Origin of the sequence: Pelomonas aquatica (assembly GCF_026712205.1) — a bacterium.
Classification (GTDB): Bacteria; Pseudomonadota; Gammaproteobacteria; order Burkholderiales; family Burkholderiaceae_C; genus Pelomonas; species Pelomonas aquatica.
In genome coordinates, this window is record NZ_JAPPUW010000012.1 from 134845 (window position 1) to 155588 (window position 20744).

General features: G+C 72.0%; 22 protein-coding genes. 14 read left to right on the forward strand and 8 right to left on the reverse strand.

Annotated elements, in window-relative coordinates; genetic code table 11:
* Positions 1 to 15 precede the first annotated feature (15 nt).
* Positions 16 to 924: a LysR family transcriptional regulator gene (locus NYP07_RS14525; protein ID WP_268151660.1), complete on the forward strand. Its 909-nt coding sequence runs from the start codon at positions 16 to 18 to the stop codon at positions 922 to 924.
* Here the strand turns inward: NYP07_RS14525 and dxs are convergent.
* From dxs to xseB, 3 genes are read right to left on the reverse strand one after another with little or no spacing between them, the layout of a single operon-like run.
* Positions 872 to 2767, reverse strand: a complete 1896-nt coding sequence (gene dxs, locus NYP07_RS14530; protein WP_268151662.1) for a 1-deoxy-D-xylulose-5-phosphate synthase — start codon at positions 2765 to 2767, stop codon at positions 872 to 874. The two genes, NYP07_RS14525 and dxs, sit on opposite strands and share 53 nt — an antisense overlap.
* 11 nt (positions 2768 to 2778) lie before the next feature.
* A complete protein-coding gene (locus tag NYP07_RS14535) occupies positions 2779 to 3666 on the reverse strand; it encodes a polyprenyl synthetase family protein (protein WP_268151664.1) in 888 nt (295 codons plus the stop codon).
* 3 nt (positions 3667 to 3669) lie between these two features.
* The gene (gene xseB, locus NYP07_RS14540) at positions 3670 to 3921 is read right to left on the reverse strand and encodes an exodeoxyribonuclease VII small subunit (protein WP_268151666.1); all 252 of its coding nucleotides are present in this window, start codon (positions 3919 to 3921) and stop codon (positions 3670 to 3672) included.
* 256 nt (positions 3922 to 4177) lie between these two features.
* Here xseB and NYP07_RS14545 point away from each other — a divergent pair, with 256 nt between their 5' ends.
* The 7 genes from NYP07_RS14545 to NYP07_RS14575 all read left to right on the forward strand — a co-directional run bounded on the left by NYP07_RS14545 (position 4178) and on the right by NYP07_RS14575 (position 9658).
* Entirely contained in the window at positions 4178 to 5302 is a 1125-nt protein-coding gene (locus NYP07_RS14545; RefSeq protein ID WP_268151668.1) for an aromatic ring-hydroxylating oxygenase subunit alpha, read from the forward strand.
* The gene (locus tag NYP07_RS14550; RefSeq protein WP_268151670.1) at positions 5302 to 6204 is read left to right on the forward strand and encodes a DMT family transporter; all 903 of its coding nucleotides are present in this window, start codon (positions 5302 to 5304) and stop codon (positions 6202 to 6204) included. Before NYP07_RS14545 ends, NYP07_RS14550 begins: the two co-directional genes overlap by 1 nt.
* Before the next feature lie 119 nt (positions 6205 to 6323).
* Positions 6324 to 7148: a sulfurtransferase gene (locus tag NYP07_RS14555; RefSeq protein WP_268151672.1), complete on the forward strand. Its 825-nt coding sequence runs from the start codon at positions 6324 to 6326 to the stop codon at positions 7146 to 7148.
* Positions 7149 to 7215: 67 nt separating this feature from the next.
* A complete protein-coding gene (locus NYP07_RS14560) occupies positions 7216 to 7650 on the forward strand; it encodes a universal stress protein (RefSeq protein ID WP_268151674.1) in 435 nt (144 codons plus the stop codon).
* A gap of 42 nt (positions 7651 to 7692) precedes the next feature.
* Positions 7693 to 8349 carry a response regulator gene (locus NYP07_RS14565; protein ID WP_268151675.1) on the forward strand — a complete coding sequence of 219 codons (657 nt, stop codon included), beginning with the start codon at positions 7693 to 7695 and terminating at the stop codon, positions 8347 to 8349.
* Positions 8349 to 8561: a hypothetical protein gene (locus NYP07_RS14570; protein ID WP_268151677.1), complete on the forward strand. Its 213-nt coding sequence runs from the start codon at positions 8349 to 8351 to the stop codon at positions 8559 to 8561. Before NYP07_RS14565 ends, NYP07_RS14570 begins: the two co-directional genes overlap by 1 nt.
* Positions 8537 to 9658 carry a sensor histidine kinase gene (locus NYP07_RS14575; protein WP_268151679.1) on the forward strand — a complete coding sequence of 374 codons (1122 nt, stop codon included), beginning with the start codon at positions 8537 to 8539 and terminating at the stop codon, positions 9656 to 9658. Before NYP07_RS14570 ends, NYP07_RS14575 begins: the two co-directional genes overlap by 25 nt.
* On the opposite strand, the gene NYP07_RS14580 is transcribed toward NYP07_RS14575, so the two are convergent.
* Positions 9655 to 10251, reverse strand: a complete 597-nt coding sequence (locus tag NYP07_RS14580; RefSeq protein ID WP_268151681.1) for a PAS domain-containing protein — start codon at positions 10249 to 10251, stop codon at positions 9655 to 9657. The genes NYP07_RS14575 and NYP07_RS14580 overlap by 4 nt on opposite strands.
* Positions 10252 to 10361: 110 nt before the next feature.
* Here NYP07_RS14580 and NYP07_RS14585 point away from each other — a divergent pair, with 110 nt between their 5' ends.
* Both NYP07_RS14585 and NYP07_RS14590 read left to right on the forward strand, forming a co-directional pair.
* On the forward strand, positions 10362 to 11162 hold the full coding sequence (locus NYP07_RS14585) for a hypothetical protein (protein ID WP_268151683.1): 801 nt from the start codon (positions 10362 to 10364) through the stop codon (positions 11160 to 11162).
* Positions 11159 to 11512, forward strand: a complete 354-nt coding sequence (locus NYP07_RS14590) for a hypothetical protein (RefSeq protein ID WP_268151685.1) — start codon at positions 11159 to 11161, stop codon at positions 11510 to 11512. Before NYP07_RS14585 ends, NYP07_RS14590 begins: the two co-directional genes overlap by 4 nt.
* Before the next feature lie 99 nt (positions 11513 to 11611).
* Here the strand turns inward: NYP07_RS14590 and NYP07_RS14595 are convergent, their stop codons facing one another.
* Positions 11612 to 12394: a ZIP family metal transporter gene (locus NYP07_RS14595; protein WP_268151687.1), complete on the reverse strand. Its 783-nt coding sequence runs from the start codon at positions 12392 to 12394 to the stop codon at positions 11612 to 11614.
* A 58-nt stretch (positions 12395 to 12452) separates the two neighbouring features.
* The gene (locus tag NYP07_RS14600) at positions 12453 to 13256 is read right to left on the reverse strand and encodes a dienelactone hydrolase family protein (RefSeq protein WP_268151689.1); all 804 of its coding nucleotides are present in this window, start codon (positions 13254 to 13256) and stop codon (positions 12453 to 12455) included.
* A gap of 54 nt (positions 13257 to 13310) precedes the next feature.
* Between NYP07_RS14600 and NYP07_RS14605 the strand changes: the two genes are divergently transcribed.
* Together NYP07_RS14605 and NYP07_RS14610 are read left to right on the forward strand one after the other, a co-directional pair.
* Positions 13311 to 14804, forward strand: a complete 1494-nt coding sequence (locus tag NYP07_RS14605) for a Ppx/GppA phosphatase family protein (RefSeq protein WP_268151690.1) — start codon at positions 13311 to 13313, stop codon at positions 14802 to 14804.
* Positions 14805 to 14890: 86 nt separating this feature from the next.
* Positions 14891 to 15295 carry a GFA family protein gene (locus tag NYP07_RS14610; protein ID WP_268151692.1) on the forward strand — a complete coding sequence of 135 codons (405 nt, stop codon included), beginning with the start codon at positions 14891 to 14893 and terminating at the stop codon, positions 15293 to 15295.
* Positions 15296 to 15471: 176 nt separating this feature from the next.
* On the opposite strand, the gene NYP07_RS14615 is transcribed toward NYP07_RS14610, so the two are convergent.
* Both NYP07_RS14615 and ppk1 read right to left on the reverse strand, forming a co-directional pair.
* Entirely contained in the window at positions 15472 to 15933 is a 462-nt protein-coding gene (locus NYP07_RS14615) for a SixA phosphatase family protein (protein WP_268151694.1), read from the reverse strand.
* 9 nt (positions 15934 to 15942) lie between these two features.
* Positions 15943 to 18003 carry a polyphosphate kinase 1 gene (ppk1, locus tag NYP07_RS14620; protein ID WP_268151696.1) on the reverse strand — a complete coding sequence of 687 codons (2061 nt, stop codon included), beginning with the start codon at positions 18001 to 18003 and terminating at the stop codon, positions 15943 to 15945.
* Positions 18004 to 18069: 66 nt separating this feature from the next.
* On the opposite strand from ppk1, the gene NYP07_RS14625 reads away from it, so the two are divergent.
* Entirely contained in the window at positions 18070 to 18954 is an 885-nt protein-coding gene (locus NYP07_RS14625) for a hypothetical protein (protein ID WP_268151698.1), read from the forward strand.
* Positions 18951 to 20687, forward strand: coding sequence for a single-stranded-DNA-specific exonuclease RecJ (gene recJ / locus NYP07_RS14630; RefSeq protein ID WP_268151700.1), 1737 nt, complete (start codon positions 18951 to 18953; stop codon positions 20685 to 20687). The genes NYP07_RS14625 and recJ overlap by 4 nt, the downstream gene beginning before the upstream one ends.
* Positions 20688 to 20744: the final 57 nt, after the last annotated feature.

Here is a 20744-nt window from a genome sequence, read left to right on the forward strand (position 1 = left end):
CAATCCAATCCTGATATGGATATCCAGCACCGCCACATCGAGGTCTTCCGTGCCGTCATGACGGCCGGCAGCGTCACCGCCGCGGCCGCGCTGCTGCACACCTCCCAGCCCACGCTGTCGCGCGACCTCGCGCGGCTGGAGCAGTTGCTGGGCTATGCCCTCTTCGAGCGCGAACGCGGCCGGCTCAAGGCCACGGCGCGGGCACGGGCGCTGTTCGACGCGGTGGAACGCAGCTTCCAGGGCCTGGCCCGCGTCGTCGAGCGCGCCCAGGCGCTGGGGCGGGCCGAGGACACCGAGCTCAGCGTGCTGAGCCTGCCGGCGCTGAGCCATGCGCTGCTGCCCGGCGCGCTGGCGGCGTTGCTGGCCGAGCGGCCCGAGGCCCGCGTCTCCATCACGCCGGCCGAGCCGCCGCTGCTGGACGCCTGGATGGGCGAGCAGCGCTTCGACCTCGGCCTGGCCGAGCAGGCGGTGCCGCTGCCGGGCCTGCGCGTCGAGCCGCTGCTGGAAGCCGACGAGGTCGCCGTGCTGCCGGCCGGCCATGCGCTCGCCTCCCGCCAGCGCCTGGCCCTGGCCGACTTCGAGGGCCGCGACTTCATCAGCCTGGCCGAGGACGACCCCTACCGGCGCGAGATCGACGCGCGTTTCGCGGCCGCGAACGTCACGCGGCGCCTGCGCGTGCAGACGCACAGCGCCGTGGCCGTCTGCGAAATGGTGAGGGTGGGCCTGGGCCTGGCCATCGTGAACCCGCTGACGGCGGCGGCCTGCGCGGGCGCCGGCCTGGTCGTGCGGCCGCTGGCCGTGTCCATTCCCTATCGCGTCAGCGCGCTGATCCCGCTGCACCGGCCGGCGCAGCCGCTGGTGGGCGAGCTGCTCAGCCGGCTGCGCTCGAGCGCACCACCTGCGGCTTCGCGCCGAAGCGCTTGACGATGCTGGCCTCGATGCCGGCCGCGTCCAGGCCGCACAGGCTCATCAGCTTGGCCGGGTCGCCGTGCTCGACGAACTCGTCGGGCAGGCCCAGCTGCAGCACCGGCACATGGATGCCGGCCGCGTTCAGGGCCTCGGTCACGGCGCTGCCGGCGCCGCCCATGATGCAGCCGTCCTCGAGAGTGACGAGGGCGTCGTGCGTGCGCGCCAGCTCGGCCACCAGCTCGGTGTCCAGCGGCTTCACGAAGCGCATATTGGCGACCGTCGCGTCCAGGCGCTCGGCCGCTTCCAGCGCCGGGTAGAGCAGCGTTCCGAAGGCCAGCACCGCAATCCGCTGGCCCTTGCGGCGGATCTCGCCCCTGCCCCAGGCCTGGGCGGTCATCGCCTTGACCGGCACGACACCGGCGCCGGCGCCGCGCGGGTAGCGCACCGTGACCGGGCCGTCGTGCAGGAAGCCGGTGTACAGCGCCTGGCGGCATTCGTCCTCGTCGGCCGGCGTCAGCACGGCCATGTTGGGGATGCAGCGCGTGTAGGCGATGTCGTAGTTGCCGGCATGCGTCGCGCCGTCGGCACCGACGAGGCCGGCGCGGTCCAGCGCGAACAGCACCGGCAGGTTCTGGATGGCCACGTCGTGGACCATCTGGTCGTAGGCGCGCTGCAAAAAGGTCGAGTAGATCGCGACGACGGGCTTGATGCCTTCGCAGGCCAGGCCGGCGGCGAAGGTGACCGAGTGCTGCTCGGCGATGCCGACGTCGTGGTAGCGCTGCGGGAAGCGCTTGTGGAACTCGACCATGCCCGAGCCCTCGCGCATGGCCGGCGTGATGCCGACCAAGCGCTGGTCCTGCTCGGCCATGTCGCACAGCCAGTCGCCGAACACCTGGGTGAACGTCGTCTTCGGCGGCGTGGCGGGCTTGACGAAGCCGACGGCCGGGTCGAACTTGCCCGAGGCCGCGTGGTACTTGACCGGGTCGGCCTCGGCCAGCTTGTAGCCGGCGCCCTTCTTGGTGACGATGTGCAGGAACTGCGGGCCCTTCTTGTCGCGCAGGTTCTCCAGCGTCGGGATCAGCGCGTCGAGGTCGTGGCCGTCGATGGGGCCGACGTAGTTGAAGCCGAACTCCTCGAAGATCGTGCCCGGCACGACCATGCCCTTGGTGTGCTCCTCGAACTTGCGCGCGAACTCGTACAACGGCGTGTTCTTCAGCACGCTCTTGGCGCCCTCGCGCGCGGCGCTGTAGATGCTGCCGCTCATCAGCCGCGCCAGGTATTTGTTCAGCGCGCCGACCGGCGGGCTGATCGACATGTCGTTGTCGTTCAGGATGACGAGCACGTCGCCGAGCAGGCCGCCGTGGGCGACGCCGGCATTGTTCAGCGCCTCGAAGGCCATGCCGGCCGTCATCGAGCCGTCGCCGATGATGGCCACGGCCTTGCGGTTCTCGCCCTTGAGCTTGGCCGCCATGGCCATGCCGTGGGCGGCCGAGATGCTGGTGGACGAGTGGCCGGTGCCGAAGGTGTCGTACTCGCTCTCGTCACGGCGCGGGAAGCCGCTGATGCCGCCGATCTGGCGCAGCCCGCCCATGCGGTCCCGGCGGCCGGTCAGCACCTTGTGCGGGTAGGTCTGGTGGCCCACGTCCCACACGAGCCGGTCCTCCGGCGTGTTGAAGACATAGTGCAGGGCCACCGTCAGCTCGACGGTGCCGAGGTTGGAGCCCAGGTGGCCGCCGGTCTTGGAGACGCTCTCCAGCACATAGGCGCGCAGCTCGTCGGCGAGCTTGCGCAGCTCGGTGCGCGGCAGGCGGCGCAGGTCGGCCGGGCTGTCGATGCCCTTGAGCAGCGTGTAGTCCATGGCTAAACCTTTCAGTTGTCGCGCTCGACGACGGAATCGGCCAGCAGGCCCAGGTGGCTGGTGTCGGCCAGGCCGCTGGCGGCCAGGGCCGCCCGGGCCTCGGCGCGCAGCTGCTGGGCCAGCGCCCGCGCGGCGTCCAGGCCGAGCACGCTGACATAGGTGGGCTTGTTGGCGTCCTGATCCTTGCCGGCGGTCTTGCCGAGCACGGCCGAGTCCTGGGTCACGTCGAGGATGTCGTCGACGACCTGGAAGGCCAGGCCCAGCGCCGCGCCGTAGTCGGACAGCGACTTCGTCGCCTGCGCCGACGCCGGCCCGCAGGCCGCGCCCATCATCACGCTGGCCTGCAGCAGCACGCCGGTCTTGCGGCGGTGCATGTCGCGCAGCGTGCACTCGTCCAGCGGCTTGCCGACGCTGGCCAGATCGATGGCCTGGCCGCCGGCCATACCGTCGTGGCCGGCCGAGCGGGCCAGCAGCGCGCACAGCCGCGCCTGCAGCGCGGGCGCGATGCCTTCGTCGGGCGTCAGCACGTCGAAGGCCAGGGCCTGCATGGCATCGCCCGCCAGCATGGCCTGGGCCTCGCCGAAGGCGACATGGGTCGTCGGCTTGCCGCGGCGCAGCACGTCGTCGTCCATGCAGGGCATGTCGTCGTGCACCAGCGAATAGGCGTGTATGAGCTCGACGGCGCAGGCCGCACGCATCGCGGCGAAGGCATTGCCGCCGACGGTCGCGCAGCTGGCCAGCACCAGCAGCGGCCGCAGCCGCTTGCCGCCGCCCAGCACCGCGTAGCGCATCGCCTCGCCGAGGCCGGCCGGCGCGTCGCCCGGCACCAGGCCGTCCAGCACCGCCTCGAAAGCGGTCAGGGACGTCGCCACCCAGTGGTCAAAGTCCTTTGCATCCATCGATCAGGAGCCCTCCCAGGCCTTCAGTTCGCCATCGTCCAGCAGCTTGACCTGCTGCTCCACCGCCCGCAGCCGGCCGCGGCACAGAGCCAGCAGCTCGGCCCCGCGCTTGTAGCTGTGCAGGAGCTGGTCCAGAGGGAGTTGCTGCCCCTCCATCGCCGCCACCAGGCGCTCCAGCTCGTCGAGCGCCTGCTCGTAGCTGGGTTCGCCGCCGTCCGATGCGGCGGCCTTGGAGCGGGAGGGAGACTTGGTCATTTCAAAACGCGAAATGGCGATTGTAGTCAGCGGGTTTTGACTTCCCTGTGCAACAAAACCTCTCCTGTGGCCGCGGGCCGACGGCCTGGGTAGAATCCCGACCCTTTCCCCTTGGACGCGCGCAGGCGCGCAAATGTCCGGACGCGCGCAGGCGCGATCCGGCCCCACACCACCTAGCAACCTGGCCGACTCGGCATTCCCGAGATGCGCCGGAGGGACGCAGCACCTCTACTCGCCTGAAAGACCCCACTGGATCATGTCCGACCTGAGCCTCTCCGTCTCGGCGCTTGAACGCGGCCAGACCCAGCTCCCGGTGAGCGCCTACTTCGACCCCGATCTGTTCCAGCGCGAGCAGGCCAGCATCTTCCAGCGAGGGCCCCGCTATGTCGGCCATGCACTGGCCGTCCCCGAAATCGGCGACCACTATGCGCTGCCCCAGGAGGGCGAAGGCCGCGCCCTCGTCAGGTCGGCCTCGGGGCTGGAGCTGATTTCCAACGTCTGCCGCCACCGCCAGGCGGTCATGCTGCGCGGGCGCGGCAACACCCGGACCAACATCGTCTGCCCGCTGCACCGCTGGACCTATTCCCACCAGGGCCAGCTGATCGGCGCACCGCATTTCGACCACGACCCCTGCCTGAACCTGAACCGCTACAAGCTGCAGGAATGGAACGGCCTGCTGTTCGAGGACAACGGCCACGACGTCGCCGCCGAGCTGGCCAGGCTGGGCCCGCGCGCGCAACTGGACTTCAGCGGCTTCGTGCTCGACAAGGTCCAGGTCCACGAGTGCAACTACAACTGGAAGACCTTCATCGAGGTCTACCTCGAGGACTACCATGTCGGCCCCTTCCACCCCGGCCTCAGCGGCTTCGTCACCTGCGACGACCTGGCCTGGGAGTTCGGCAGGCACCACTCGGTGCAGACCGTCGGCGTGCACCAGGAGCTGGAGCGCCCCGGCTCGCCCGTCTACCAGCGCTGGCACGACCAGTTGCTGAAGTACCGCGCCGGCCTTCCTCCGCAAGCCGGCGCGATCTGGCTGACCTACTACCCGCACATCATGGTCGAGTGGTACCCGCATGTGCTGGTCGTGTCGACGCTGCACCCGGTGTCGCCGCAGAAGACCGTCAACCTCGTCGAGTTCTACTACCCCGAGGAAATCGCCGCCTTCGAGCGCGACTTCGTCGAGGCCCACCAGGCCGCCTATATGGAGACCTGCATCGAGGACGACGAGATCGGCGAGCGCATGGACGCTGGCCGCCGGGCGCTGCTGCAGCGCGGCGACAACGAGGTCGGCCCCTATCAAAGCCCGATGGAAGACGGCATGCAGCACTTCCATGAATGGTTCCGCGAGCAGATGGGCGAGGACCTGGGCGCCAGCGTCTGATGCCGGCCCCCGCGCTCATGGTGCTGGCGACCTTCCTGTTCGCCACCATGGGCGTCTGCGTCAAGCTGGCCAGCGAGTTCTACGCGGCCAGCGAGATCGTCATGTACCGCGGCCTCGTCGGCGCCGTGATGATGGCCCTGCTGTCGCACCGCCACGGCGTCGGCCTCAAGACCCGGCTGCCCGGCATGCACCTGTGGCGCAGCATCTCCGGCGTCACGTCGCTGTGCCTGTGGTTCTATGCCATCGGCAAGCTGCCGCTGGCCACGGCCATGACGCTGAACTACATGTCCTCGGTCTGGATGGGCCTGTTCCTGCTCGGCGGCGCCGTGCTGATGGGCGCGCAGCGGCTGGACTGGCGGCTGATGGCGGCCGTGCTGCTCGGCTTCGCCGGCGTCGCGCTGATCCTGCGGCCCACGCTGGACCAGCAGCAGCTCTGGTACGGCCTGGCCGGCCTGCTGTCGGGCATGATCGCCGCGATGGCCTATCTGCAGGTCTCGGCGCTGGGGCGGGCCGGCGAGCCCGAGCTGCGCGTGGTCTTTTATTTCTCGGTCGGCAGCTGCGTGGCGGGCGCCGCCATCACCGGCGCGACCCAGGGCGGCCTGCAGCCCCACACGCCCTGGGGTGCCGCTCTGCTGCTGGCCGTCGGCGTGCTGGCCACCACCGCCCAGGTCTGCCTGACGCGGGCCTATTCCATCGGCAAGCCGCTGGTGAACGCCTGCCTGCAATACCTGGGCATCGTGTTCTCCTTCGCCTACGGCATGCTGCTGTTCAAGGACCCGCTGACCTGGCAGGCCACCGTCGGCATGCTCATCATCATCGGTGCCGGCCTGGCCGCCACGCTGCTGCGCTCCAGGGTCGCGCCACCGGCCAAGGACAGCCAGTTCAACCCGACCGAGTCATGACCGGACTGGCCCACCCCCTACGCGCTTCGCGCGCCCCCTCAAGGGGGCACTGCCAGCGGCCCGGCAAAGCCGGTTCCGCGGCAGTCGCTGGGTAAGTCACCACACTGGGAAACTTTGACATGCCGTTCACGACCCTGATTTCCGCGACAGAGCTGCGCGCCCTGCCCGATGCCCTCATCCTCGACTGCGGCTTCGACCTCGCCGACACCGATGCCGGCGAACGCGCCCATGCCGCCGGCCACATCCCCGGTGCCTTCTACCTGCACCTGGACCGCGACCTCGCCGGCGCCAGGACCGGCCCCGACGGCGCCTTCCGCGGCCGCCACCCGCTGCCCGCGCGCGAGGCCTTCGCCGCGCGGCTGCGCCAGCTCGGCCTGCGCGCCGGCCGCCAGGTCGTCGCCTACGACCGCCAGGGCGGCCCCTATGCCGCACGCGCCTGGTGGATGCTGCGCTGGCTGGGCCACGCCGAGGTCGCCGTGCTCGACGGCGCCTGGGACGGCGAGCTCAGCACCGCCGCGCCCACCGCGACGCCGACCGACTGGCAGGCCGGCACCTCCCTCGTCGGCCAGATCGACGCGGCCACGCTGCAGAAGCGGCTCGGCCGCGTGCGCCTCATCGATGCCCGCGCGCCCGAGCGCTTCCGCGGCGAGGTCGAGCCGCTGGACCAGGCCGCCGGCCACATCCCCGGCGCCCGCAACCGGCTGTTCAAGGACAACCTCGACGCCGACGGTCGCTTCAAGCCCGCGGCCCGGCTGCGCGCCGAGTTCCAGCCCCTGCTCGCGCCGCACGCGGCGGCCGAAGTCGTCCACCAGTGCGGCTCGGGCGTCACGGCCTGCCACAACCTGCTGGCCATGGCCCATGCGGGCCTGGGCGACGGGCTGCTCTACCCCGGCTCCTGGAGCGAATGGTCGGCCGACCCCGCGCGGCCGCTCGCCACCGGTTGATTCAGCGCAAGCACGCGGCCCGCGCAAGGGCGCACACTGGAGCCCTCAGCAACGACTGGAGGACCGAATGTTCAAGCGCATCCTCGTCCCGACCGACGGCTCCGACATCACCGCCCATGCGGTGGACACCGCCATCCAGCTCGCCAAGGTGCATGGCGCCCAGCTGCTGACGCTCAGCGTCATGGAGCCCTTCCCCTACAGCGCGGTCTCCGAGATCCAGCCCGTGCCGCCGCAGGAATTCCTCGACGCCCAGCAGCGCGTGGCCACCAAGCGCGTCGAGGTCGTCAGCGCCGCCGCCGCGGCCCAGGGCCTGGCCTGCCGCGCGCACACCGTCGAGGCCCTGCACGCCTGGGAAGCCATCATCGACCACGCCAAGAACGAAGAGGTCGACCTCATCGTCATGGCCTCGCACGGCCGCCGCGGCGTCGCGGCCCTGCTGCTCGGCAGCGAAACGCAGAAGGTGCTGACCCACACCGATCTGCCGGTGCTCATCGTGAAGTGATCTTTGGTTGAGCTTGGGCTTGGCTGGAGACAATCTCCGGCCATGCACCTGCTGCTCATCGAAGACGACCTCGACCTCGGCCGCAGCCTGCAGGCCGCCTTCCGCCAGCAGGGCCTCAGCTGCGAGTGGCTGCGTCGCGCCCAGGACGCGCCGCCGCGGCTCGCCGATGTGGCCGCCGACTGCGTGCTGCTCGACCTCGGCCTGCCGGACGCCTCCGGCTTTGACCTGCTCGCCCGCTGGCGCCGCGCCGACGCCACCACGCCCGTCATCGTCATCACCGCCCGCACCGCGCTGGAGAACCGCCTCGCCGGCCTCGACGGCGGCGCCGACGATTTCGTCCTCAAGCCCTTCGCGATTCCCGAACTGGTCTCGCGCATCCACGCCGTCGTGCGCCGCAGCGCCCGCCAGGCGCACGAGGCCTGGACGCTGGGCGAGCTCGTCATCGAACCGCGCGGCCACACCGCCCGCCTGGCCGGCCAGCCGCTGGCGCTGACCGGGCGCGAGTTCCAGCTCCTCGTCGAGCTGGCCCGCGAGCCCGGCGCCGTCGTCGCCAAGGGCCGCATCGCGCAGCGCCTGGCGCCGCTGGACGAACCCGTCGACGCCGCGACGCTGGAGATGCACGTCAGCAACCTGCGCAAGAAGATCGGGCCGGAACGCATCCGCACCGTGCGCGGCATCGGCTACCAGCTGCTGCCGTGATGCGCTGGCTCCAACCGCTGTGGCGCCCCACGCTGCTGCGCCGCGTGCTGGGCGCGCTGCTGCTGGCCTTCGCCGCCGTGGGCGCGGCCCTGCTGGCGCTGGACTTCATCGAGTTCAAGCGCGAGATGGCCGAGCACCCCGGCGTGCAGGCCCTGGCCGATGGCGTCGCCACGTCGCTGGCCTCGTCGTGCAGGTCCGCGCCGTCGAACTGAACCACATGCGCCGCGACGGCGGCCTGCTTCCCGGCGACGTCGAGTTCGAGTTGCGCGACGGCGCCGGCCGCACCGTCTTCGCGACGCCCGGCGCCGCCCGCGCCGGCCCGGCCACGCACTGGCTGGCCGACGCGCACGCCGGCCCCTGGCGGCTGAGGCTGGCCGAGCCGCGCCTGGGCGACGCCACCGTGCTGGCCTGGCTCGGCCGCGAGCTGCTCGGCTCGCTGCTGCTGGCCTTCCCCCTCGTGCTGCTGCCGCTGTGGATCGCCGTGCGCCGCGGCATGAGGCCGCTGAACCAGCTGGCCGAGCGCGTGGCGCGGCGCGACGCGCAAGACCTGTCCCCGCTCGGCCTCACGCCCGAGCACGACGAGCTCAAGCCGGTGGCCGCCGCCTTCGACGACCTGCTCGCGCGGCTGCGCGCCCAGCTGCAGCGCGAGCGCGCCTTCGTGCAGGACGCCGCCCACGAACTGCGCACGCCGATGGCCGTCGTCGCCGCCCAGGCCCATCTGCTGGCCCATGCCGGCAGCGAGGCCGAACGCCGCCAGGCCGCGGAGTCGCTGGACGCCGCGCTGCGCCGCGCCTCCCACCTGAGCCGCCAGCTGCTGACGCTGGCCACGCTGGACGAGGGCCGCGGCGCGGCCACCGAGGCGCTGGACCTGGCCGACCTCGTCGAGCAGGCCCTGGCCCAGCTCGCGCCGCAGGCCCTCGCGCAGGGGCTGGAGCTGTCGCTGGAGGCGCCGCCCGCGCTGCCCGTGCAACTGGACCGCGCGGCCTTCGAGTCCGTGCTGCTCAACTTCGTCGACAACGCGCTGCGCTATGTGCCCGCGGGCGGCCATGTCTCGGTCACGCTGGAGGCCGGCGCGCGCACGCTGGTGCTGCGCGTCGCCGACGACGGCCCCGGCATCCCGCCGGCTGAGCGCGAGGCCGCCTTCGACCGCTTCTGGCGCGGCGCGGCCGGCGCCGAGGCCGCCGGCACCGGCCTGGGCCTGGCCATCGCGCGCCGCGCGGCAGCCCGGCTGGGCGGGCGCGTGCGCATCACCGACGGCCTGGACGGGCGGGGCTGCGCCTTCGTCGTGGAGTGGCCGAGCCGGCCCTAACGCGGACCGGCCAGGTGCGCGGCAGCCGCGTGCAGCAGGTCGCCGACCAGGCCGAGCACCCGGTCCCGTTCGAGCGCGATCCGCGCGCCATCGGCGACCTCGTCGCCGCAACCGTCGACGCCCAGCAGCCGGTGAAAAGGCAGCGTCAGCGGCAGGCCCTCCATCGCGCCCCGTGGCCCCTCAGGCAGGCCGCCGCGCGGGATCAGCGGGCTCGCGCTGAGGTCGACCATGGTGCCGACCATGCGCAGCGCGCGCCCCGCGGCGCCGCGCTCGATGATCCGGCCGTGCGAGTGGACGACGCGGTAGCCCGAGCCATTGCTGCGCAGCCGGAACCTGGCCTCGTAGCCGAGCTGCTCGCCGCGGGCATGCGCACGCATCGCGGCGAGCATGCCGTCGAGATCATCGGGATGGACCCGGCAGCGCCAGAAGTGGGTGCTGTCGGCCGCCTGCGGGTCGGGGAAGCCCAGGCGCTGCTTCCACTGCGGCGAATAGTGCACGGTCTCGAGCTCGAAGCGCAGGTCCCAGACCCCGAGCTCGCCCGTCGCGATGGCCCGCCGCCAAAGATCCTCGGCCGCCTGCTGCTGCATCTCCATGAGGGCGATTGTGCGGTCCCGGCGCCGGCCGGGCCACGGCTGGGTCTTTGGCTGGCCTTGGGCTGGGCTGCGAAGAATGCGGCACGTCTCCACTCCGGCACGCCCCACCAATGCTGCTGCGCAACCCCGCCTCCTGCACCTGCCTGCCGCTCATCCTCCTCGCCGCCACGCTGGCGGCCCGGGCCGCGCCGCCCGAGCTGCCGCCCGTCGAAGTCCAGGGCGAGAGCACGGCCGCGCGCGAGCACAAGACCGTGGCCGACCTGCTGGAGGTGCTGGACATCTTCGAGCGCGAGAAGTCCCGCTACGCGCCCGATGCCGAGCTGCGCATCCGCGTGCTGCCGCGTCGCGACCTGGCCGACGCACCGGCGCTGGAGCTGCGCCATGGCGGTGTGCGCGAGCCCATCGCCCTCGACGCACTGGGGCGCTTCGCGATCCCGCCCGCGTGGCGGCAGCTGCCGCCGGACGCCATCGTGCGCAGCCGCCTGCTCGACGGCCGCCTGGCCTGGATGGTGGACGTGCGCACGCCCGGCCTGCCCGGCCACACGCGCCGCCTGGGCGACCTGCGGCTGGAATGCCGGGCCGACCTCTACGGCGGCGCGCTGGCCCGCGGCGTCAAGCCGCCGGCCTTCTACGCGGCGCGCGCCGTCACCGACCTGTGCACCAGCAGCCTCATCAACTACGGCTTCTATGCCGACCAGCCCGTGTTCGCCGCGCAGATCGGCGACGGCGACCGGCAGGCCGAGCTGCCCTACCGCTGGATGCATGGCAGCGAGATGGACCAGTCCAACCCGCTGTTCGGCCTGGTGGGCTGGCCCTTCGCGCTGCGCGACCGCTTCGTCGTGCTGCCGGCCGACAAATGGCAGGGCTGGTCGCAGGACGCCCGCATCGAACTGGAGGCCATGACGCCATGAAAGCCCTGCCCGCCATGCTGCTGCTCGGCGCGGCCCTGAGCGCCTGCACCACGGTCGGCAACGGCCGCGTGCAGACGCTGCAGGCCGCCGAGGCCGACCGGCTGCTGCACCCCGGCCAGACGACGCGCGCCGAGGCCGAGCGCCTGCTCGGCACCGGCAGCGCGCTGCGCTTCGACGGCGGTTGGTCGACCAGCCACTACGTCTACCGCAACGGCCTGCCGCGCTTCCTGGACTTCGTGCCCGTCGTCGGCCTCGTCACGTCGGCCATCGACACGCCGGAGACCGAGCTCGTGCTGCTGTTCGACCCCGACGGCATGCTGCGCAAGTTCAAGCTCAGGCGCCACGGTTGACGGCAGCTGGCGGCGGAAGAAGTCCACCGCCGGCCCTGTCCAGCACGGCGTCGCGCCGGCGCGGTCGAGGCCGGGCGGGGCGCGGATCGGTGCGCCGCGTCAATGCGCCCCATGCAGCAGGCTGGACACGCCGAAGGCCACGCCCAGGCCGACGGCCAGCCACAGCACCTGGGCCAGCGTCTCGCGCCAGGCCAGGCGCTGCTGCAGCTGGGGCAGCAGATCGGCCACCGAGATGTAGATGAAGCTGCTCGAGGCCAGCACCAGCAAGTAGGGCAGCAGGCCCTCGAAGCCGCCGATCAGGAAATAACCCAGCACGCCGCCGAGCACCGCCGCCATGCCCGAGAGCGCGTTGAACAGCAGCGCCTTGGCGCGGCTGAAGCCGGCGTTCAGCAGCACGATGTAGTCGCCCACCTCCTGCGGGATCTCGTGGGCCACGATGGCCAGGGCCGTCGCGAAGCCCAGCCGCGTGTCGGCCAGGAAGGCCGCCGCGATGATGGCGCCGTCGCAGAAGTTGTGGATGCTGTCGCCCACCAGCACCGTGAAGCCGCCGCGGCCGGCCTGCTCGGCGTCGAAGTGGTGATGGTGGTGGTGGCCGTCGTCTTCGTGGTGGTGGGTGTGGCGGTAGAGCTCCACCTTCTCCAGCAGCCAGAAGAACAGCAGCCCGCCCAGCAGCGCAGCGAACAGCGTCTGCGGCTGGGCCGTGCGGCTCTCGAAGGCCTCGGGCAGCACGTTCAGCAGCGAGGTGCCCAGCAGGATGCCGGCCGACAGGCTGACGAGGCTCTTCACGAGGCGGGTCAGCACGCCGACGGTCAGGCTCGCCGCGACGAGCACCGACAGCAGGCCGCCCGCGAAGGTGGCGAGCACGATGTAGAGAAGGGTCATGGGGTCTCAGGAAAGCGGGGCCATGCACGGCCCGGATCGGATCAGGCTAGCAGAGCTGTCAAGCCACCCCGTTCTGCTTGAACCAGGCCAGGCAGCGATTCCAGCCGTCCTCGGCCTCGGCCGCGCGGTAGCTGGGGCGGTAGTCGGCAAAGAAGGCATGCGGCGTGTCGGGGTAGACGACGAACTCGCAGCCCGTGTTGCCGGCGGCCTGCAGCGCCGCGTCGAGCCGGGTCAGCGTGTCGACCGGGATGCCGCCGTCCGCCGCGCCGTACAGCCCCAGCACCGGCGCCCGGATGCGGGCCGCGCGGTCGATGACGGTCGGGTCGCCCGCGTGGTAGCTGCGCGCCACCGGGCCGTACCAGGCCACGGCGGCCTTCAGCGCCGCGCTGTGGGCCGCATAGGACCAGGCCGTGCGCCCGCCCCAGCAGAAGCCGGTGATGCCGAGGCGGCCGGTGTCGCCGCCCTGGGCCGCGGCCCAGGCCACGGTGGCGTCCAGGTCGCCGTCGACCTGCGCGTCGGCCGCCGGGCCGACCACCTCGGCGAGCAGGCGCGGGATGTCGGTGCAGGCCGCGGCATCGCCGTGACGGGCGAACGGGTCGGGCGCGATGGCGAGATAGCCCTGCCGGGCGAAGCGCCGGCAGACGTCGGCGATGTGCTCGTGCAGGCCGAAGATCTCGCAGGCCACCAGCACGACCGGCAGGCCCTGCCGGCCCGCCGGCGCGGCGCGGTAGGCCGGCATCTGCAAGCCGTGCGCGGGGATGGCGACCGGGCCGGCCAGCAGGCCGGCAGCGTCCGTCGTGATCGTCCGGGCCGTCACCGGCAGCACGGCGGCGGCGAAGCGGCCGGTCTCGGCTTTCGGCATGGGGGCTCCTGGGTGACGAAGGGGCGTCAAATTTTGCCCCGACAATCCGCCGCCATGACGACGCGCCGCGCTCCCAGCCCACCGATCTGGGCCTCCATCGACATCGGCTCCAACAGCTTCCGCCTGGAGCTCGCCCGGATGAGCGGCGAGCGCTACCAGCGCCTGAGCTACGTCAAGGAGAGCGTGCGACTGGGCGCCGGCCTGGATGCCCAGGGCATGCTGACCGAGGCCGCCATGGAGCGCGGCCTGGCCTGCCTGAAGGGCTTCGGCGAGCAGCTCGGCGGCATCCCGCCCAGGCACGTCCGCGCCGTGGCCACGCAGACCCTGCGCGAGGCGCGCAACCGCAATGCCTTCCTGGCCCGCGCCCAGGCCGTGCTGGGTCATCCGGTCGAGGTCATCTCGGGCCGCGAGGAGGCGCGCCTGATCTTCGCCGGCGTCGCCCGGCTGCAGCCCTCGGCCAGGCCGCGCCTGGTCATCGACATCGGCGGCCGCTCCACCGAGATGATCCTGGGCAGCGGCCGCCGGCCGCTGCTGGCCGAGTCCTTCGGCGTCGGCAGCGTGGGCCTGTCGCTGCGCTTCTTCGCCGACGGCCGCTACACCGAGGAGGCCTTCCGCGCCGCCCAGGTCGCCGCGGGCGCCGAGCTGGAGGAGGCCCTCACCCTCTTCCGCCCCGAGCTCTGGCAGGAGGCGCTGGGCTCGTCGGGCACCGTGGGCGCGGTGTCGCAGATCCTCGCCGCCAGCGGCCGGACCGATGGCCGCATCACGCCCGCGGCGCTGCGCTGGTGCATCGAGCAATGCCTGGCGGCCGGCTCGCAGGACGGTCTGCAGCTGGCCGGCCTGAAGGACGACCGCCGCCCCGTCGTCGCCGGCGGCCTGTGCATCCTGTACACGCTGCTGACCCAGTTCGGCATCGCCGAGCTGCTGCCCACCAAGGGCGCGCTGCGCCAGGGCGTCATCTTCGACCTGGCCGAGCGCCTGCAGCCCAGCGGCGCGCGCGACCCGCGGGCGGCCTCGGTGGCCGAGCTGCAGGCGCGCTTCGGCGTCGACCTGGCCCAGGCCGACCGCGTGGCCGCGCAGGCCGAACGCCTGTACCGCCAGCTCGCGCCGCGGCCGGCGGCCGAGCTGCTGCACGAGCTGCGCTGGGCCGCGGCCCTGCACGAGCTGGGCATGCTGGTCTCCCACCACGACCACCACCGCCACAGCGCCTACGTCATCGGCCACGTCGATGCCGCGGGCTTCTCCACCAACCAGCTGCAGCGCCTGGCGGCCCTGGCCCTGGGCCAGCGCGGCGGCCTGCGCAAGATGGAGTCGCAGCTGGCCGACAGCACGCTGCTGGAGCAGCTCGTCGCGCTGCGCCTGGCCGTCATCCTGTGCCATGCGCGCACGGCGGCGGCGGCCGACGGCCTCAAGCTGGCGCGCGCCGGCCGGCAGCTGACGCTGCGCTGCCCCAGGAGCTGGTCGGCCGACCAGGCCCGCACGCGCTTCTTGCTGAAGGAAGAGTCCGAGGCCTGGGCGCGCACCGGGCTGCTGGATCTGATCGTCTCGTGATGCGGCGGGCCGGCCGCCCGCGTCTGCTGCCAGCCGCTGACAGCAGCGGCGGCGAACATCCCGGCTCATCACCACCGGGAAACCCCATGCTCAAGACCTACAACGGCAGCTGCCACTGCGGTGCCGTCCGCTTCGAGGTCGATGTCGATCTGGCCGCCGGCACCGGCCGCTGCAATTGCTCGATCTGCTTCAAGACGCGCAACTGGGGCGCCACCGTCAAGCCCCAGGCCTTCCGCCTGCTCGCCGGCGAGGACGCGCTGAGCGACTACCAGTTCGGCACCAACAGCGCGCACCACCTGTTCTGCAAGCACTGCGGCGTGCGCTCCTTCGGCCGCGGCTATGTCGAGGAGATCGGCGGCGACTACGTGTCGGTCAAGCTGAACTGCCTGGACAACGCGAGCGTCGAGGAACTCGTCGCCGCACCGGTGCAGTATTTCGACGGCCTGCACAACAACTGGTGGCACCGGCCGCCAGAGACGCGCCACCTTTGAGCCAGGACTCGGCCGCTAGTACGCCGGCTCGGAGATTTCGAAACATAGCGAAAGCGATGGATGCGACCCGAGGGCAAGGCGCAAAACGCAGCGATGCCGGGGCATCGCGAGGCTTTGCAACGCCGTCATCGGGTTGAAGACACGCTTTCGCGTTTCGAAATCTCTGAGTCGGCGTACTAGAGCGCGTCCGGCCCCTGCACCGCGTGCAGCGTGACCTCGGGCTCGCCGTCGCGCTGGCGCCAGCGCAGCCACCAGACGGCGCCCTTCTTCACGGCCCATTCCTGGTCGATGCCGGCCAGCAGTTGGGCGGCCAGCAGGCCCAGCGTCGGCTGGTGGCCGCACAGCAGCACGGGCTCGCTGGCCCTGGGCCAGCGCGCGGCCTCGACGAGGGCGGCGATGGGTGCATCCGGCGCGATGGCCGGCACGATGCGCATCTCGCGGCCCAGGGCCTCGGCCGTCTGGCGGCAGCGCAGCGCGGGGCTGACGAGCACCCGCGTCGACGCCGCCAGCCGGTGATTGAGCCAGGCCGCCATGCGCCGTGCCTGGCGCTCGCCCTTGGGCGTCAGCGCGCGCTGCAGGTCGTCCTGGCCGGGGGCGATGACCTCGGCTTCGGCGTGGCGCCAGAGGATCAGGTCCATCGCCAATCGCTATTCGGAGTAGCGCCGCATCAGCGCCTGCTGGGCGCTGACGCCGTCGTTGCCGCCGATGCGCACCGAGCGCCCGTCGGGGCCGAGCTGCCAGGCGTCCTGGGTGTCGTGCAGATAGGGCTGCAGGGCCTCGTCGATGACGCGCTGGCGCAGGCGCGGGTCCAGCACCGGCCAGGCCACTTCGATGCGGCGGAACATATTGCGGCTCATCCAGTCGGCGCTGGACAGGTAGAGGGCCTCGCCGTCGTCGGCCGGCGTGGCCTCGGCCCAGCGGAAATAGCAGACCCGCGAATGCTCCAGGAAGCGGCCGACGACGGAGCGCACGACGATGTTGTCGCTGATGCCCGGCAGGCCCGGCGGCAGCATGCAGGCGCCGCGCACGATGAGGTCGATCCTGGCGCCGGCCTGGGCCGTGCGCAGCAGCGCGTGGATGAGCTCGGCGTCGGTCAGCGCATTGATCTTCACGACGACGCGCGCGGCCCTGTAGCCGCCCAGGGCCGCGGCCTCCACCTGGCCCAGCAGCTCGATCATGCGGCTGTGCATGTTGAAGGGCGCGAGCAGCATGCGCCGCAGCGCCTTGAACTTGCCCAGCGAGGCGAGCTGGCGGAACACCGAGTCGGCATCCGAGGTCAGGTCGGCGTCGGCCGTCAGCAGGCCGAGGTCGGTGTAGAGCCGCGCCGTCTTGGGGTTGTAGTTGCCGGTGGAGACGTGGGCGTAGCGGCGCAGCTTGCCGCCCTCGCGCCGCGTGATCATCAGCAGCTTGGCGTGGGTCTTGTAGCCGACGATGCCGTAGACGACCTGGGCGCCGACCGCCTCCAGCCGCTCGGCCCAGTTGATGTTGGCCTCCTCGTCGAAGCGCGCCTTCAGCTCGACGACGGCCATGACCTCCTTGCCGCGCCGCGCCGCCTCGATCAGCAGGTCCATCAGCTCCGACTTGGCGCCGGTGCGGTAGATGGTCTGCTTGATGGCGAGCACGTCGGGGTCGTCGACCGCCTCGCGCAGCAGCTGCACGACGGGCTCGAAGCTCTCGAAGGGGTGGTGCAGCAGCACGTCGCCCTTCTTCAGCTTGTCGAAGATGGACTTGTGCCGCGGCAGCCGGCGCGACGGCCAGGCCGGCTCGAAGGGCCTGAAGCGCAGATGCGGCGCGTCGGTCTGGTCGATGAGCTCGTTCAGCCGTACCAGGTTGACCGGGCCGTTGACGCGGTAGAGCGCCGCCGGCGGCAGGCCGAACTGCTCCAGCAGGAACTCCGACAGCTCGGCCGGGCAGGTGTTGACGACCTCCAGCCGCACCGCGCGGCCGAAGTGGCGCGTCGTCAAGCCCGAGCGCAGCGCATGGCGCAGGTTGGCGATCTCCTCCTCGTCCACCTCCAGGTCGGAGTCGCGCGTGACGCGGAACTGCGAGAAGGCCTCCACCTTGCGGCCCGGGAAGAGCTCCTCCAGGTGGGCGCGGATGACGCTGGTCAGCAGCACGAAGGCCTGGCGGCCTTCGCTGAGGTTGGCCGGCAGCTTGATGACGCGCGGCAGCACGCGCGGCACCTTGACGATGGCGATGCGGTTGTCGCGGCCGAAGGCGTCCTTGCCCGACAGCCGCGCGATGAAGTGCAGCGACTTGTTGGCCACCTGCGGGAAGGGGTGGGCCGGGTCCAGGCCCACGGGCACCAGCAGCGGGCGCACCTCGCGCTCGAAGAACTTCTGCACCCAGCGGCGCTGCGGCTCGTCGCGATCGGCATGGTTGAGCACGACGATGCGCTGCTTCAGCAGCAGCGGCGTGAGCTGCTCGTTGAAGATCAGGTACTGCTCGTCGATCAGCGTGTGGGCGGCGCGGCCCACGCGGTCCACGTCCTGGCTGGTCACGGTGCTGAGCGGGTCGCGCGCGGCCTCCAGCATGTCGGCGAAGCGCACCTCGAAGAACTCGTCCAGGTTGCTCGACACGATGCAGATGTAGCGCAGCCGCTCCAGCAGCGGCACGTCCTCGCGCTGGGCCTGGGCGAGCACGCGGCGGTTGAATTCGAGGATGGCCTGTTCGCGGTTGAGCAGCTTCAACGGGGTGGGGTCGGTCATGGTGAAAAGTGTATGAATGCTTTATGACGGCCGCGTGGGAAGTCGCAATTTGGATAATCCCGGCCCATGCATCTGATGATCCCCCATGCCAGCGCGCTGGACGAAGCCGCGCGGCATGCCTTCTCCGGCCTGGCCCTGCCCAACCTGGCCGCCCAGCTGGCCCGGCTCAGCCCGGCCCAGGCCTGGGGCAGCGACGAGTTCTCGCCCCAGCCGCCCCACCATCTGGCCCTGGCCGCGCTGCGCGGCCAGGCCAGGCCCAGCGCCGCGGCCTGGGCCGTGGACGCCGACCCCGCGCTGGCCTGGGCACTGATGACACCGGTGCATCTGGCCGTGGGCTCCGACGGCGTCGACGTGCTGCCGCCGGCCGCGCTGAACCTGTCCGAATCCGACGCGGCCCGCTTCGCCGTGCTGCTGCGCGAGCTCTGGCCCGAGGCCGACGGCTGGCAGTGGCGGCTGCTGGACGCGACGCGCTGGGCCATCGGCCACGCGACGGCGCTGGACGGCCCTGAATTCAACGGGGCCGCCAGCATCGAGCGCGCCGCCGGCCGCCCCATCGAGCCCTGGTTGCCCGACAGCCGCGTGCTGCGCCGCTGGCAGAACGAGGCCCAGATGCTGCTGCACGGCCATGCGCTGAACGAGGAACGCGAGGCACGCGGCGAGGTGGTCGTCAACTCGGTCTGGATCGGCGACATCGGCCGCAGCAACGGCCGGGCCGCCGACGTGAGCGTCGATGCGCGCCTGACCGAGCCGCTGCTGAACGGCGACCTCGCCGCCTGGGCCGAGGCCTGGCAGCGCCTGGACGCCGGCCCGCTGGCGCAACCGCTCACCGGCCTGACGCTGTGCGGCGAACGCTTCGCCCGCCGGTTCACGGCCCAGTCGCTGGGCTTCGTCGAGAAGCTCAGGCGCCGCTTCAAGGCGCCCGACGTGGCCGCCGTGCTGGAGGCCTTGTGAGCTCACCGCAACTGATCGAACGCGAAGTCCCGCCGCGCACCGCCTGGGCGCTGGAGCAGGCCGGCGTCGCGCCGCTGCTGGCGCGCCTGCTCGCCGCGCGCGGCGTGCGCGAGGCCGCCGAGCTGGACGAGAGCCTGGCCCAGCTGCTGCCGCCCACCGAGCTCAAGGGCTTGCGCGACGCGGCCCGGCTGCTGGCCGACGCCCTCCAGAACGGCGAACGCCTGGTCATCGTCGCCGACTACGACTGCGACGGCGCCACCGCCTGCGCCGTCATGCTGCGCGGCCTGCGCCAGCTCGGCGCCCGGCCCGGTCAGCTCGGCTACGTCGTGCCCGACCGCGCCGTGCACGGCTACGGCCTGACGCCGACCATCGTCGACCTCGCGCTGGAACAGAACCCGGCCCTGCTCGTCACCGTGGACAACGGCATCGCCAGCCTGGCCGGCGTCGCCCATGCGCGCGCGCAGGGGCTCAAGGTGCTGGTCACCGACCACCACCTGCCCGCCATCGTCGACGGCTCGGTCGTCGTCCCCGAGGCGGAAGCCATCGTCAACCCCAACCAGCCGGGCTGCACGTTCGCGAGCAAGTCGCTGGCCGGCGTGGGCGTGGCCTTCTATGTGCTGCTGGGCCTGCGCGCCGAGCTGCGCAGCCGCGGCGCCCTGCCCTCGCCCGAGCCGCGCCTGGACGGCCTGCTCGACCTCGTCGCGCTGGGCACGGTGGCCGACGTCGTGAAGCTGGACGCCAACAACCGCCGCCTCGTCGCGCAAGGCCTCAGGCGCATGCGTTCCGGCCGCGCGCAGCCCGGCGTGATGGCCCTGTTCAGCGCGGCCAAGCGCGACGCCAGCAAGGCCCAGGGCTTCGACCTCGGCTTCGCCCTCGGCCCGCGCATCAACGCGGCCGGCCGCCTGGCCGACATGACGCTGGGCATCGAGACGCTGACCACCGACGACCCCGAACGCGCGCTGGCTCTCGCCACCCAGCTCGACACCATCAACCGCGAGCGCCGCGAGATCGAGAGCGGCATGCGCGAGATGGCCGAGGCGCGGCTGGACGCCCTCGTCCAGGCCCTCGAAGGCGAGCTGCCGCCAGCCGTGGCCCTGTTCGACGCCGACTTCCACGAAGGCGTCGTCGGCATCGTCGCGTCGCGCATCAAGGACCGCGTGCACCGCCCGACCTTCGTGTTCGCGCACGGCGCCGACGGCCAGCTCAAGGGCTCGGGCCGCTCCATCCCGGGCTTCCATCTGCGCGACGCGCTGGACCTCGTCGCCAAGCGCGAGCCCGAACTGCTCGCCAAGTTCGGCGGCCATGCGATGGCGGCCGGCGCGACGCTGGCCGGCGGCGACACCGGCGACGTGCAGCGCTTCGCGCTCGCCTTCGCGCGCGTGGCCGAGGAATGGCTGAACGAGCAAGACCTGACCCGCACGCTGCGCCACGACGGCGCACTGCCGCCCGACGCCGCCACGCCCGAGACCGCGCGCCTGCTGGACGCCCAGGTCTGGGGCCAGGGCTTCGAGCCGCCGCTGTTCTGCGACCGCTTCGAGCTGGTCTCGCAGCGCCTCGTCGGCGAGAAGCACCTGAAGCTGCGCCTGCGCCAGGCCGGCCGGCTCATCGACGCAATCTGGTTCAACCACGTCGACATGCTGCCCGAGCGGGTGACGCTGGCCTACCGGCTGAGCCTGGACGAATGGCAGGGCCAGCAACGCGTGCAATACGTCATAGAGGCTTGTTCGGCGTGATGGATTTGGCAGACCCGCACGGCCTGCCGCGGCAAGTCACCTGACTGTCACAGGGGC